Source organism: Amycolatopsis sp. (assembly GCF_036008905.1).
Classification (GTDB): Bacteria; Actinomycetota; Actinomycetes; order Mycobacteriales; family Pseudonocardiaceae; genus Amycolatopsis.
Map to the genome: position 1 here is coordinate 1 of NZ_DASYMU010000019.1, position 13,643 is coordinate 13,643.

15 protein-coding genes are annotated in these 13,643 nt (G+C 68.4%); 8 read left to right on the top strand and 7 right to left on the bottom strand.

Annotated elements, in window-relative coordinates:
- Positions 1 to 236: 236 nt before the first annotated feature.
- Complete coding sequence (locus tag VGP60_RS03440) at positions 237 to 1,433, bottom strand: acyl-CoA dehydrogenase family protein (protein ID WP_327546356.1); 1,197 nt, start codon at positions 1,431 to 1,433, stop codon at positions 237 to 239.
- A gap of 152 nt (positions 1,434 to 1,585) precedes the next feature.
- Between VGP60_RS03440 and VGP60_RS03445 the strand changes: the two genes are divergently transcribed.
- Positions 1,586 to 2,011, top strand: coding sequence for a DUF4190 domain-containing protein (locus tag VGP60_RS03445; protein WP_327546357.1), 426 nt, complete (start codon positions 1,586 to 1,588; stop codon positions 2,009 to 2,011).
- A gap of 22 nt (positions 2,012 to 2,033) precedes the next feature.
- Positions 2,034 to 2,333 carry a DUF4190 domain-containing protein gene (locus tag VGP60_RS03450; RefSeq protein ID WP_327546358.1) on the top strand — a complete coding sequence of 100 codons (300 nt, stop codon included), beginning with the start codon at positions 2,034 to 2,036 and terminating at the stop codon, positions 2,331 to 2,333.
- Here VGP60_RS03450 and VGP60_RS03455 read toward each other — a convergent pair.
- Entirely contained in the window at positions 2,314 to 3,171 is an 858-nt protein-coding gene (locus VGP60_RS03455; RefSeq protein WP_327546359.1) for a slipin family protein, read from the bottom strand. The genes VGP60_RS03450 and VGP60_RS03455 overlap by 20 nt on opposite strands.
- A gap of 91 nt (positions 3,172 to 3,262) precedes the next feature.
- On the opposite strand from VGP60_RS03455, the gene VGP60_RS03460 reads away from it, so the two are divergent.
- From VGP60_RS03460 to VGP60_RS03475, 4 genes are read left to right on the top strand one after another with little or no spacing between them, the layout of a single operon-like run.
- A complete protein-coding gene (locus VGP60_RS03460) occupies positions 3,263 to 4,156 on the top strand; it encodes an aminoglycoside phosphotransferase family protein (protein WP_414640286.1) in 894 nt (297 codons plus the stop codon).
- Between the two features lie 10 nt (positions 4,157 to 4,166).
- On the top strand, positions 4,167 to 5,486 hold the full coding sequence (locus tag VGP60_RS03465; RefSeq protein WP_327546360.1) for a magnesium transporter MgtE N-terminal domain-containing protein: 1,320 nt from the start codon (positions 4,167 to 4,169) through the stop codon (positions 5,484 to 5,486).
- Entirely contained in the window at positions 5,479 to 6,000 is a 522-nt protein-coding gene (locus tag VGP60_RS03470; protein ID WP_327546361.1) for a DUF1003 domain-containing protein, read from the top strand. Before VGP60_RS03465 ends, VGP60_RS03470 begins: the two co-directional genes overlap by 8 nt.
- Before the next feature lie 9 nt (positions 6,001 to 6,009).
- Positions 6,010 to 7,155 (top strand): Mrp/NBP35 family ATP-binding protein, encoded by a 1,146-nt coding sequence (locus VGP60_RS03475; RefSeq protein ID WP_327546362.1) that lies wholly within the window; start codon positions 6,010 to 6,012, stop codon positions 7,153 to 7,155.
- A gap of 63 nt (positions 7,156 to 7,218) precedes the next feature.
- Here VGP60_RS03475 and tatB read toward each other — a convergent pair whose 3' ends face one another.
- The 4 genes from tatB to sigE form a co-directional block, all read right to left on the bottom strand.
- Positions 7,219 to 7,632, bottom strand: a complete 414-nt coding sequence (gene tatB / locus VGP60_RS03480; RefSeq protein ID WP_327546363.1) for a Sec-independent protein translocase protein TatB — start codon at positions 7,630 to 7,632, stop codon at positions 7,219 to 7,221.
- A gap of 60 nt (positions 7,633 to 7,692) precedes the next feature.
- Complete coding sequence (locus VGP60_RS03485) at positions 7,693 to 9,222, bottom strand: S1C family serine protease (RefSeq protein WP_327546370.1); 1,530 nt, start codon at positions 9,220 to 9,222, stop codon at positions 7,693 to 7,695.
- A 120-nt stretch (positions 9,223 to 9,342) separates the two neighbouring features.
- Entirely contained in the window at positions 9,343 to 10,005 is a 663-nt protein-coding gene (locus VGP60_RS03490) for a hypothetical protein (protein WP_327546364.1), read from the bottom strand.
- Positions 10,006 to 10,007: 2 nt separating this feature from the next.
- Positions 10,008 to 10,631 carry an RNA polymerase sigma factor SigE gene (gene sigE, locus VGP60_RS03495; protein ID WP_414640287.1) on the bottom strand — a complete coding sequence of 208 codons (624 nt, stop codon included), beginning with the start codon at positions 10,629 to 10,631 and terminating at the stop codon, positions 10,008 to 10,010.
- 210 nt (positions 10,632 to 10,841) lie between these two features.
- On the opposite strand from sigE, the gene VGP60_RS03500 reads away from it, so the two are divergent.
- Complete coding sequence (locus VGP60_RS03500; protein WP_327546366.1) at positions 10,842 to 11,492, top strand: O-methyltransferase; 651 nt, start codon at positions 10,842 to 10,844, stop codon at positions 11,490 to 11,492.
- Here the strand turns inward: VGP60_RS03500 and VGP60_RS03505 are convergent.
- Complete coding sequence (locus tag VGP60_RS03505; protein ID WP_327546367.1) at positions 11,489 to 12,676, bottom strand: MFS transporter; 1,188 nt, start codon at positions 12,674 to 12,676, stop codon at positions 11,489 to 11,491. The two genes, VGP60_RS03500 and VGP60_RS03505, sit on opposite strands and share 4 nt — an antisense overlap.
- Before the next feature lie 62 nt (positions 12,677 to 12,738).
- On the opposite strand from VGP60_RS03505, the gene VGP60_RS03510 reads away from it, so the two are divergent.
- Positions 12,739 to 13,635: a LysR family transcriptional regulator gene (locus tag VGP60_RS03510; RefSeq protein WP_327546368.1), complete on the top strand. Its 897-nt coding sequence runs from the start codon at positions 12,739 to 12,741 to the stop codon at positions 13,633 to 13,635.
- The last annotated feature ends 8 nt before the right edge of the window (positions 13,636 to 13,643 follow it).

Consider the following 13,643-nt stretch of genomic DNA (forward strand, 5'->3'; position numbering starts at 1 on the left):
GGACCTCACCGAATGGATTCTGTAGCACGCCCTCGTAGAAGCAGGTCACGACGCCCGAAGTCCCCACGTCCAGCTGTCGTACGAGCTCACCCGCGTCAAGATGGCACGACGTCGACCAGACGACACCCACCATCATCCCCCACACCCCGGCACCCCACCCACCATTTTCCACAGCTCACGATGGCCCCCAGAGCCCCACAAAGCTGTCGACAGATGGCGATCCGGGGCCGCAGGAATCAGCTTCGGGTTTTGTACTCCCGCAACAACCCCCGGCTGATGATCGTCTTCTGGATCTCGGAAGTCCCTTCCCCGATCAAAAGGAACGGGGCCTCCCGCATCAGCCGCTCGATCTCGTACTCCTTCGAGTACCCATAACCGCCGTGAATCCGGAACGAGTCCTGCACCACCTCCGCGCAGTACTCACTGGCGATCAACTTCGCCATCCCCGCCTCGACATCGTTGCGAGCCCCGGCATCCTTCAACCGGGCCGCGTTGACCATCATCAAATGCGCGGCTTCGACCTTCGTAGCCATCTCAGCCAGCTTGAACGCGATCGCCTGGTGCTCGGCGATAGCCTTTCCGAACGTCTTCCGCTGCTGCGCGTACTCCACGGCCAACTCGAACGCCCGAATCGAAATCCCGCAAGCCCTGGCGGCCACGTTGACCCGCCCGACCTCGACCCCGTCCATCATGTGCGAGAACCCCTTGCCGGGTTCCCCGCCCAAAACCTTGTCCGCCCCGATGCGATACCCGTCGAACACCGCTTCGGTGGTGTCGACGCCCTTGTACCCCATCTTCTCGATCTTCCCCGGAATCGTCAGCCCCGGCGAAACCTCGCCGAATCCTTCGGGCTTCTCCACCAAGAACGTCGTCAGATTCTGGTGCGCCTTCTCCGCGCCCTCATCGGTCTTCACCAGCAGCGCGATCAAATTCGAGCTACCGCCATTGGTGAGCCACATCTTGGCCCCGTCGACGACGTAGTCATCACCATCGCGTTTGGCGCGGGTCTTGATCGCCGCCACATCCGAGCCCAGATCCGGCTCCGACATCGAAAACGACCCGCGCACCTCGCCGGTGGCCATCCGGGGCAGGAAGTGTTTCTTCTGTTCCTCGGTCCCGTGCCGCGAGATCATGTGCGCCACGATGAAATGCGTGTTGATCACCCCGGACACGCTCATCCACCCGCGCGCGATCTCCTCGACGACGAGCGCGTAGGTCAGCAGCGACTCCCCCAAGCCGCCGTACTCCTCGGGGATGGTGAGCCCGAAGAGCCCCATCTCCTTCATCCCCTCGACGATCTCCGTCGGGTAGGTGTCGGAGTGCTCCAGCTCCTGCGCGTGCGGGATCACCTCTTTGTCCACGAAGGAGCGCACTGTGGAGAGGATCTCGGACTGCACGTCGGTCAAGCCGGCGGTCTGGGCAAGGCGTGCCATCACTGCTCCCTTTCGAGACACGACACCGGCACTGACGAGCCCGGCGCTGGGTTACCGGTGAGTATGACCCGTCCGGCCGAGTCCTGCTATGAGGGCGCTCACGTCCGAGACCGCTACGGTAAAGATCCGATCCATCGCGAGGGGCGAATCCGTTGACCTACCCATCTGACCCATATCAGCCACCCACCGGTGAACAGCCGCAGCAGCCGAATCCGTACGCGCAGGTTCAGCCGCAGTACACACAGCCGTACGCCCAGCCTCAGCCATACGGGCAGTACGGCTACCCGCAGCAGCCCGGGTACGGCTATCCCCAGCAGCCCCAGCAGCAGGAGCAGGGCATGGCCATCGCGTCGCTGGTCTGCTCGCTGGTCGGCATCTTCTTTTGCCTGCCCGCGATCCTCGGGATCATTTTCGGCCACATCGGGTACAGCAAGGCGAAGCGCGGCGAAGCCGGTGGCCAGGGCATGGCACAAGCCGGGATGATCATCGGTTACGTCATCTGCGGACTGTGGGCCATTCCGCTTCTGCTCTGGTTGGTGTTCGGCCTCGCGGTGCTCGGCGGCGCCAGTGTGAGCTGACCAGCAGCGCTACGGTTTCCCCATGACCTACCCACCCGTCCCGTACTACGGGCCGCCGCCGGTGCCTCGCGAGAACAAACTGGCGACGGGCGCGCTGGTGTGTTCGCTGGCGGGGTTCTTCACCGTCGGGCTGAGCGCGATCGCGGGGATCGTCATGGGCCATCTCGCCTACGGCCGGGCCCGGCGCGGTGAAGCGGGCGGCCGCGGGATCGCGGCCGCCGCCTTCATCTGCGGTTATGTGGTCCTCGCGCTGTGGGTCGGCTTCGGCGTGACCTTCACGCTCCTGGTGACCGGCACCATCGTCAACCCGCTGACGGGCTGATCTCGGGCGGCTTCTCGACGTCGTCCGAGGCCCGGGGCAGCGGCGCGACCTGGCCGTTCACCGGGGGTGTCTCCGCTGCGGCGGCGGGCTTGGTGGCGGATTCGAGAAAACGCAGCAGCTCCACCGGGAACGGCAGCACCAGCGTCGAGTTCTTCTCCGCCGCGACCTGCACCACGGTCTCCAGCAGCCGCAGTTGCAGCGCGGCGGGGTGGTCGGCCATGGTCGCCGCGGCCTGCGCGAGCTTGTACGACGCCTGCAGCTCGCCGTCGGCGGAGATCACCCGCGCCCGGCGTTCCCGCTCGGCCTCGGCCTGGCGGGACATCGAGCGTTTCATCGTCTCCGGCAGCGCGACGTCCTTGATCTCGACCCGGTCGATCTGGATGCCCCAGTCCAGCGCGGGGCTGTCGATCATCAGCTCCAGGCCTTCGTTGAGCCGCTCGCGGTTGGACAGCAGGTCGTCCAGGTCGCTCTTGCCGATGATCGAACGCAGCGAGGTCTGCGCCACCTGCCCGACCGCGGACCGGTAGTCCTGCACGTTGACCGCGGCGATCACCGGATCGACGACCTTGAAGTACACGACGGCGTCCACCCGCACGGTGACGTTGTCCCGCGTGATGCCGTCCTGTGCGGGGATCGGCAGGGTGATGATCTGCATGTTCACCTTTTGGAGGCGGTCGGCGACCGGCAGCAGGAAGGTGAGCCCGGCCCCGCGGATCTTGGGCTGCACCCGCCCGAACCGGAACACCAGGCCGCGTTCGTACTGCTTGACGACTCGCAGGCTGGACGCTGTCCAGACGCCTGCCGCGACGATGACCGCGGTGAAGATTTCCATGATCATGGGCACCTCCCGGGTGTTTCGCACCCCTGCCCTGATGTTACTCCCGACAAAGGCCCGGAAAAGGTGTCGACGGGGGCACGATGATGGAGCGGTGACCGAATTGATCGTTCCCGCCGGGTTCGCCGAGCAGACCGTCCGGCGGGAAGGCGCGGCAGGCAAGGCCTGGCTCGATTCGCTGCCCGGACTAGCCACCCGCTACTGCCGCGCCTGGGGCCTGCGGCTCGACGGCGAGCCGATGCACGGTTACGTCGGCGTCGTCGTGCCCGCCATGAGGGCCGACGGCCAGCCGGTCGTGCTCAAACTGGGCTGGCAGGACACCGAAACCCGCGACGAACCGCTCGCACTGTCCACTTGGAATGGTCAAGGAGCGGTACTGCTGCTGGAAAACTCGCCTGAGGACGGCGTGCTGCTGCTCGAGCGGCTCGACGCAGCCCGCACGCTTGACCACGAGCCGATCGACTACGCCGTCGAGACTGCCGGTTCACTCCTCCGACGCCTGGCCGTCCCCGCACCCCCTGAGCTAAGCCGAGAACTGCGTGTCGAAGCAGCGGAAACGGCCGAGGAACTGCCGGGAGTTTGGCGCGAGCTCGGCGAGCCGTTCCCGCGACGTCTGGTCGACGCCGCCGTGGAGGTGTGCCGGGATCTCGGCCCGGGCGCGGGCAGACTGCTGGTCAACGAGGACGGTCACTTCCAGAACGTGCTCGCCGGAACCCGCGAGAAATGGCTGATGATCGACCCGAAACCGCTCGCCGCGGACGCCGAATTCGGCGCGATGGCGTTGGTGTGGAACCGCGCCACGGAGTCCACTGTGGACTACCGGATGGCGGCCGTCGTCGAAGCCGCCGGACTCGACGCCGATCGGGCCCGCGCGTGGTCACTCGTGCGGGCCGTGCAGAACTGGCTCTGGATGATCGAGGACGGTGACACCGACAATCCCGGCTTCGCCGCCGTCCCCCACATCGCCGCATGGGCCACCGCGCGTTAACCTCCTACTCATGGCCGTGAACCGGGTTTTCGCAGCTCAACTGGCAGGTTTGCCGGTGTTCGGCCCCGACGGCGAATCCATCGGCAAGGTCCGCGACCTCGTCGCCGGGCTACGGCTGGACCACCAACCCCCGCGCATCCTCGGCATCGTCGTGGAGCTCTCCACCCGGCGCCGCGTCTTCGTGCCGATGCTCCGGGTGACCTCGATCGAGCCGAACGCGATAACGCTCGCCACCGGCTCGGTCAACATGCGCCGCTTCCACCAGCGCCCCAACGAGATCCTCGTCGTCGGGCAGCTCTTCGACGCGCACGCCACCCTCGCGGGCACCGAAACCCGCATCACCGTGATCGACGCCGCGATGGAACCGACCAGGACCCGCGACTGGGTGCTCGCGAAGCTCGCGATCCGCGAACGCCGGATCGGCCTGGGCAAGCGGCGGTCGTCGTTGCAGGTGATGCCGTGGTCCGAGGTCTCCGGCCTTGGCCTGACCGACCTTTCCGGACAGCCGCAAGGCGCGGGGCAGCTGCTGATGCTCTTCGACACCATGCGTGCCGTCGACGTCGCCGCCACCCTGCGCGACCTGCCGCTCAAGCGCCGCCACGAGGTCGCCGACGCGATGGACGACGAGCGGCTCGCCGACGTCATCGAGGAGCTGCCGGAGGACGACCAGAAGGAACTGCTGGTCTACCTGCCCGAAGAGCGCGCCGCCGACATCCTCGAGGCGATGAACCCCGACGACGCGGCCGACCTGCTCGCCGAGCTTGCCCCGGCGGACCAGACCAGGCTGCTCGAACTGATGGAGCCGGAGGAGTCCGCGCCGGTCCGGCGGCTGTTGGCGTACTCGTCGGACACCGCCGGCGGTCTGATGACACCAGAACCCGTGGTGCTCACCCCGGACACGTCGATCGCCGAGGCGCTGGCGCGTATCCGCAACGCGGAGCTGCCGCCGGCACTGGCCAGCATGGTCTTCGTCTGCCGCCCGCCGACCGAAACGCCGACAGGACGCTACGTCGGTGTCGTGCATTTCCAGCGGCTGCTGCGCGAGCCACCTGCCGAGATGGTCGCGACCGCGGTCGACTCCGATCTCCCGGCGCTGCGGCCGAGCGCGTCGCTGAGCGAGGTCACGCGGTACTTCGCCGCGTACAACCTCGCCTGCGGCCCGGTCATCGACGAGCAGGATCACCTGCTCGGCGCGGTGACCGTCGACGACGTGCTCGACCACCTGCTGCCCGAGGACTGGCGCGAAACCGGCCTGCACGACATCACTGGCGAGCACGACACCGCCGAAGACAGCAGTTTCGACAACAGCAAAGAGGCGAAACGTGGCTGAGCTGCTCTCGAGGCGAAGGCTGGACCAGCCGCGCCGCCCCAACCGGTTCGCGCTGAAGATCGACCCCGACACCTTCGGCAAGTTCTCGGAGAGACTCGCCCGCGCGCTCGGCACCGGCAAGTACCTGTTCTGGCAGACGGTGATCGTGATCGTCTGGATCGCGCTGAACGTCTTCGCCGTGGCACTGCGCTGGGACCCGTACCCGTTCATCCTGCTCAACCTGGCCTTCTCGACCCAGGCCGCCTACGCCGCGCCGCTGATCCTGCTCGCGCAGAACCGCCAGGACGACCGCGACCGCGTCTCCCTGGACGAGGACCGCAACCGCGCTTCGCAGACCAAGGCGGACACCGAATACCTCGCCAGGGAGATCGCGTCGCTGCGCATCGCCGTCGGTGAAGTGGCCACTCGCGACTACCTCCGCGGCGAGCTCGACAAGCTCCGCGAAGACCTCAACACGAAGCCCCGCAAGGCAAAGGTGAAGAGGCCGGAAACAGCCGAGACAACCGGTCCGTAGCATGGGGTGGTGACCAGCACTGAACAGCTTCCCAGCGTCGATGATGTGCGGACGGCGTTGAAAGACGTCTACGACCCGGAGATCAAGAAACCGATCACCGACCTCGGCATGGTGAAGGACGTCACTGTCGCCGAAGACGGCGTCGTGACGGTCGAGATCTATCTCACCGTGGCCGGCTGCCCGCTCAAGGCGACCATCACGAAGGAAACAACCGAAGCCGTCGGCAAACTCACCGGTGTCCGCGAGGTCAAGGTCGTCCTCGACGTCATGAACGACGAGCAGCGCACCGAACTTCGCCGCTCGCTTCGCGGCGACAGCAAGGACCCGGTCATCCCGTTCGCGCAGCCCGGCTCGCTGACCCGCGTGTACTGCGTGGCGTCCGGCAAGGGCGGCGTCGGCAAGTCCAGCATCACGGTGAACCTCGCGGTCGCGATGGCCGAGCGCGGTCTGTCCGTCGGAGTCGTCGACGCCGACATCTACGGCCACTCGGTCCCGCGCATGCTCGGTACCTCCGAGAAACCGACCAAGGTCGACACGATGATCATGCCGCCGCAGGCGCACGGCGTGAAGGTGATCTCCATCGGCATGTTCACCCCCGGCAACGCCCCGGTCGTGTGGCGTGGCCCGATGCTGCATCGCGCGCTGCAGCAGTTCCTGGCCGACGTGTTCTGGGGCGACCTCGACATCCTGCTGCTCGACCTGCCGCCGGGCACCGGTGACATCGCGATCTCGGTCGCGCAGCTCATCCCGAACGCCGAGATCCTCGTGGTCACCACGCCGCAGCAGGCGGCCGCCGAAGTCGCCGAGCGGGCGGGCGCGATCGCGCTGCAGACCCGGCAGCGGATCGCCGGCGTCATCGAGAACATGTCGTGGCTGGAGAACCCGGACGGTTCGCGCAACGAGATCTTCGGTTCCGGTGGCGGTCAGATCGTCGCGGATTCGCTGTCGAAGGCCGTCGGTTCGACGGTGCCGCTGCTCGGTCAGGTCCCGCTCGACACGCGGCTGCGTGAAGGCGGCGACAACGGGACCCCGCTGGTGCTCGCCGAGCCCGACGCCCCGGCGTCGAAGGTGCTCAAGGCGGCCGCGTCGAAGCTGTCCGTCCGGGCTCGTGGCCTGGCCGGGATGATGCTGAACGTGACCCCGACCGGACGCTGACGCCCGTCTCGCGGGGAATGTGTCGACACTTTCCCCGCGAGAGGGCGCGAAGTGCGGTTGCCCTTACGTCGCGTCTGGGTCGATCGGGGGCTTTTCGCCGGGCGTGAGCGGCTCCGGCGCTTTGATCTGCGGCGCGGTGGTGCCGGGGTAGCCGTTGGGCTTGGTTTCCCCGTTCGTGCCGTTGATGGCCTTGAGGCCCAGCGGGTCCGCGTCCCCGTCGAACAGGTGCTGCGTCACCACCCGCTTGGGGTCGAAGTTCCGCAACCCGCGCAGATCCTCGAGCGGCTTGCGCAGCTGCTCGAACTCCGGACCCATTTCCTCGCGCAACTGCTCGCGCGCACCGGTCGCGAATTCGCGGACCTTGCGCAGGCTCTTGCCGACCCACGCCGCTGCCTCGGGCAGCCGCTCCGGGCCGAGAATGAAGAGACCTGCGACGATGAGCACGAGGATCTCGCCCCAGCCAACGCTGTCGAACACCCGTGAACCTCCGCCTTCAGCACATCCCAGCTCAGCGTACCCGTGTGGGCGCCCCTGCCGTCAGTCCGAACCCAACGTGACATCGACCGTTAGCAGTCGCTTCTCCCGGACCAGCTGCACCGGCACCACTTCGCCGGGGCTGTGGTCACGGACGGCCACCGTCAGTTCCGCGGCGTTGCGCACCAGGCGCCCGCCGAGCTTGGTGATGATGTCGCCCTCCTTGATCCCGGCGTTGGCCGCGGGACCGTTCGGGGCGACGTTCTGCGCCTGCGCGCCTTCGGAGGTGTTCGCGGCGACCGAAGCGGCGTTGATGCCGATGTCGGCGTGCACGACCTTGCCGTCCTTGATCAGTGTCTTGGCGACCTTGATCGCGGTGTCCGACGGGATCGCGAAGCCGATGCCGATACTGCCGGCGCCACTGCCACCGGCGCTGGCGTCGGTCCGGATCGACGAGTTGATGCCGATCAGGGCGCCCGTCGAATCCACCAGCGCGCCACCGGAGTTGCCCGGGTTGATGGGCGCGTCGGTCTGGATCGCGTCGTAGATGATCGGCGGGCCGGAGCTGTCCGCGGCGGTGACCGGGCGGTGCAGCGCGCTCACGATGCCGGAGGTGACGGTGTTCTCCAGGCCGAGCGGGGAGCCGACGGCGATCGCGGCGTCCCCTGGCTCGAGGTCGGAGGACTTGCCGATCTGGATGACCGTCGGGTTGGGGACGTTGACCTTGATCACCGCGAGGTCGGTCTTCGGGTCGGCGCCGACGACCTTCGCCTCGGCGCGTGTGCCGTCGATGAACACCGCGGTGGCCACGGCCGTCTTGTCGGTGACGGCGAGCGAGACGACGTGGTTGTTGGTGAGGATGTAGCCCTGCGGGTCGATCACCACGCCCGAGCCGACGCCGCCGGTCTCGCCGGACTTGACCTCGATCGACACCACCGCGGGAGAGACCCGCTTGGCGATGTCGGCGATGGACCCGGCCGGGCGTTCCTTGCCCGCCTGGGCCTCGGAAATGGTCGCTTCGCCGGTCAACGAGTTGCCCGTGTCGGCGACCCACCAGCCGACGAGCCCGCCGAGCGCGCCGACGAGCAGCGCGACGACACCGAGCAGCGCGAGCGCCCTGGGCCGGACCCGGCGGCCGAACAGCACCTCGGGCAGGCTGAGCATCGCGCTCTGCGAACGCGGCGGGGGTGTCTCTTCCGGCTCGGTCTGCACGGCGGGGCCGGCCAGGATCGCGCCGGCGGCCGGATCACGCCACGGGTCCGAGCCCGCGGCCCACATCTGGGCCTCGGCGGCTTTGGCGGAAACTCCGTTGTCGTCTTGCGGACGTTCGAGGAGCACACCTTCGGCACCGGGAGGACGGCCGAACGCTTCGGTGAGCGAGGCGGGCGGCGGCGGGGACAGCTTCATGCCCTGGGCGATGCCGTTGCCGTTCCCGGCGTCCGGCCGATAGAGCCGGTCGAACGCGCCGTCGACGCCGCGGGGACGGCCAAAGGTCGCCGCCTGAGCCGGATCCACCGAAGGGCGGGCCAGCGGACGAGGAGCGAGCCGCTCTTCGGGCGCCTGCTCATGGTTCGAGTTCGACTGCTCGGTCATCATTCCCCGACTGTTCATGCCTCAGGCGCCGGACGGCTGGGAGATCAACTTGCCCGGCGAGAATACCGCCGGGTACGGACCGAGTTTGCCCGCAGCGGGGTGAAGTGGGCGTTGCCCGGGTCAGCGCATGCCGACGAGGCCCGCGGGCACCGGCGCGCTGCTGGGCGACGGTGTCGGCACGACCTGGGAGGTGCTCGGACCGGGCGCCAGCGGGCTGCCGAACTGCGCGGGCAGGAGGTTCGCGTTGCCGGGCGGCTCGTCACTGACGTCCGCGGTGGTGGCGACCAGGGCGAGCGCGCTGAGCACGAGACCGGACACGACCACACCCGCGCCTTGCGCGGCGCGGCGGCGGGCGCCACCGAAGCGGCTGCTGCCCAGCACGTTGGGGGAACTGCCGAGCGGAGCGGAACTGCCCAGCGGGGCGGCCCCGCCGAGGATGCCTGAATCACGGAGACCGGCGACCCTGTCCGGACGCTGGATCGCGACCAGCTGACCGTCCGCGGTGACCGCCAGGTTGTCCGGCGAAGTCGGGAGAGCGGTGTTCTGCGGGATCGACCTCAAACTCGCGAGGAAACCCGCCGACATGGACGGCGCACCGGCGTGCCGGACGGCCGTGCAGGCCTGCCGCTGCGACATGACCTCTGCTGCGCACAACGGGCAGCGCGCGAGATGCGACGCGGCCCGATCCTGGGCGCCGAGGGACAGCTCGCCATCCACGAAGGCGACCACGGCGTCGGGAAGCAGGTGCGACTCAGGGAAGACCCATCCTCGCGGTGCGGTCATGTTTATGCCTCCACAGCTTCGCGCTCCATGGCGCGGCGCCGCTCCAAGGACGCGCGCAGCGCTTGGCGACCACGGTGAATCCTGCTTCGTACGGTGCCGAGCTTGACGCCGAGAGTGGCGCCGATCTCCTCGTAGGAGAGACCTTCGACGTCACACAATACGACGGCCGCGCGGAACTCCGGCGGGAGCTCGTCGAGCGCCGCCTGCAGGTCCGGGTCCAGGTGGGTATCGGTGTAAACCTGCTCGGGACTCGGGTCGTCACCGACGATCCTGTCCGTGTCCTCCGGCAGACCTTCCATCCGCACCCGCGACCGGCGGCGAGCCATGTCGAGGAAGAGATTGGTGGTGATCCGGTGGAGCCAGCCTTCGAACGTGCCGGGCTTGTACGACGCCAGCGAGCGGAAGACGCGGATGAACGTCTCCTGCGTCAGGTCCTCGGCGTCGTGCGCGTTACCCGTCAAGCGGTAGGCGAGCCGGTAGACGCGGTCGGCGTGCTCACGCACGACCTCGTCCCAGGAGGGCGGCGTCCACGCTACTTCGCCACCGTCGACCGTCACCGGTTCGATCTCGGTCGCGACCTGCGTGTCCATCGAGCTCCTCTTCGTTGCGGGGGAAGCCTCCATCAGGCTTTTCTCCCTACTACTCCACCCAACGCGGGCTGTCCGCACTGTGTTCCCGGATGACCCGGTGCTTCGGTGTTCGTTGTCTTCCGGGTCAGTCTCACTTGCTTCCTTATGGTTCTAGTGAGACTGGACTGAGAGGAGCCTGAGAAGTTGTAACCAGAGGTTTCAGGGAGCCTGCGCAGATTTATCGACAAGCAGCGCTAACCTCCGTGCGTGAGCTCCGGGACACACATCAGCTCCTCGAACGAACTCGGTGACGCCGAGTACGCCGAGGGGTACCTGACCGACGACGAGGCGCTGGTCGCCGCGCGCGGCAGGGCGGCCGAGTTCGGCTGCACCCCGCTGGGTGCCGCCGCGGGTGCCGCGCTGAGGTTCCTGGCCGCCACTCTGCAGGCCAGGGCGGTCGTGGAGATCGGGACCGGGGCCGGGGTGAGCGGGCTGCACCTGCTCCGCGGCATGGCTCCCGACGGCGTGCTCACCTCGATCGACATCGAACCGGAGTACCACCGGGCGGCCCGCAAGACGTTCCTCGAAGCCGGTTTCCCGCCCGGGCGGACCCGGCTGATCATGGGCCGGGCGCTCGACGTCCTGCCGCGCCTGACCACCGGCGGGTACGACCTGGTGTTCGTGGACTCGGCCCGGATCGAGTACCCGAGTTGCTACGAGAAGGGCGTCGCCCTGCTGCGCCCGGGCGGTGTGCTCGCCTTCCACAACGTGCTGGCCGGTGGGCGCGCCGAGGCGAACCGGCGCGATCCGGAGATGCTCGCGCTGCGTGAGCTCGCCAGGGCCATCCGGGAGGACGAACGCCTGGTCCCGGCGCTGCTGCCGGTCGGTGGCGGGCTGCTCGTCGCCGCGGTGGCTTAACGACGTCGGACGGACAGCACCGCACCCATCGCCAGAGTGAGCAGCACCGCGGTGAAGACGACCAGCCAGGTCCAGCCCGTGTGGCCGAAGATCACCGCGCCGGTGGTCCCGCCGACGCTGCTGCCGAGGTAGTACGAGAGCGTGTAAAGCCCCGCGACCTGGCCACGGGCGTTTTCGGGCGCCTCCGCGGCGGCCCAGCCGTTCGCGACCGCGTGCGCGGCGAAGAATCCGCCGGTCAGCACGAGGAAACCGAGCACGACCAGCGGCAGGAAGTCGGAGATCGTGAGCGCGGCACCGGCGATGGTGGTGCTCAATCCGACGACGACCGTCCGCACCCGGCCGAAGCGCGCGATCATCTTCCCCGCCATCGAGGACGAAACCGAGCCGACCGCGTACGCGAGGAACACCAGCGACGCGATCGCCGGGGACAGGTCCAGCGGTTTCCCGGTCAGCCGGAAGCCGGCCGCGTTGTACAGCGCCACGAACGAGCCCATCGCCAGCATCCCGACGGCGTACTGCGCCAGCAGGACCCGGCTCGCGACCGCCGCTTTCAGCCCGGCGAAGACGTCGCCCAGCCGCACGCGGGACGTCTTCGCCGGGTCGACCGGTGACGCGGGCAGCGCGACCACGGTGATCACCGCGCACACCAGCGCGACCACGGCGACGGCCGCGAGCGCTCCGTGCCAGCCCAGCGGACCGGCGGTGAACCCGCTGACCAGCCGTCCGGCCATGCCACCGACGGTGTTCCCCGCGATCATCGCGCCGACGGCGGCCGCGACGCCTTTGCGGCCGAGTTGTTCGACGAGATAGGCCGCCGCCACCCCGGGGAAGCCCGCGATCGCGACCCCTTGGATCGCGCGCAGGATCAGGAACACCGAGTAAGAAGGCGCCAATGGCAGCAACAGCCCGAGCACCACGGACGCGATGACCGAGGTCAGGATCACCGGCCGCCTGCCGACCATTTCGGAAAGCACCGCGATCGGCATCACAGCGAGAGCCAAGGCTCCGGTCGCCACGCTCACCGCCAGCGAGGCGCCGCCGGGATCGAGCTGGAACTGCGCGGCCAGCTGCGGCAGCACCGGCTGCGGCGCGTAGAGCAGTGCGAACGAGGAGATCCCGGCGGCCGCGACGGCCAGGGTGACTCGGCGTGGATTGACTCGGACGGGTTCTCTGGTCAGCAGCACAATCCGAAAGTAAGCTTTGCTAATCAATACGTCCAATACTTAAATCTGGCACTATTCATGCGGTGACGTATGAGAGTTTGAGTCGCCGGCTAGCGCCCAATCTCGCCCTGCTCGCGGCCCTGCGCGAGACGGGGAACATCACCCGTGCGGCGGAACTGCTCGGCGTCCCGCAGCCCACCATCAGCCGGCGGCTCGCCGCGATGGGCCAGGCCCTCGGCGCCCCGTTGACAGCGCCCGCCGGCCGGGGCATCAGATTGACCCGGGCAGGTGAGCTGCTCGCCGAGTCGGCGGAACGGGCGATGACCGCCGTCGAAGCGGGATCACGGCGTGCCATCGAAGAGGTCGAGCCCGCGAGCGGTCATGTCGTGCTCGGTTTCCTGCACCTGCTGGGCCGCTCGCTCGTCCCCGAACTGCTCCGCGACTACCGCGCCGCGCACCCGCACGTCCGGTTCAGCCTGGTGCAAGGCTCCCGCCGGGACATGCTCGACCGGCTCTCGTCGGGCGAACTGGACCTCGCCCTCATCGCGCCGGTCGCCACCGACGACCCGACCCTGGACGCGGTGGTCCTCGGCACCCAGCAGATCCTGCTGTCGGTCCCCCTCGAACACCGCCTCGCCGGGCGGAAGAGCGCGCGGATCACCGATCTGGCCGAGGAGAAGTTCATCCAGCTGGAACACGGCTACGGCCTACGCCAAATCACCGACGAACTCTGTGCCGCGGCCGGGTTTTCGCCGAAGATCGCCTTCGAAGGCCAGGAGTCCGACACCGTGCGCGGCCTGGTCGCCGCCGGTTTGGGCGTCGCCCTGCTCCCCCGCTTCGAACCCGGCTCCCCCGCAGGCGTCGTCGAGGTCCCACTGGTCCCCAAGGTCACCCGCACCATCGCCCTGACCTGGCGTCGCGACGACCCGCTCACCCCCGCCGTGGCGAACTTCCTCGACCGGCACCGGCGTGGGTCGTGAGTGCGTAA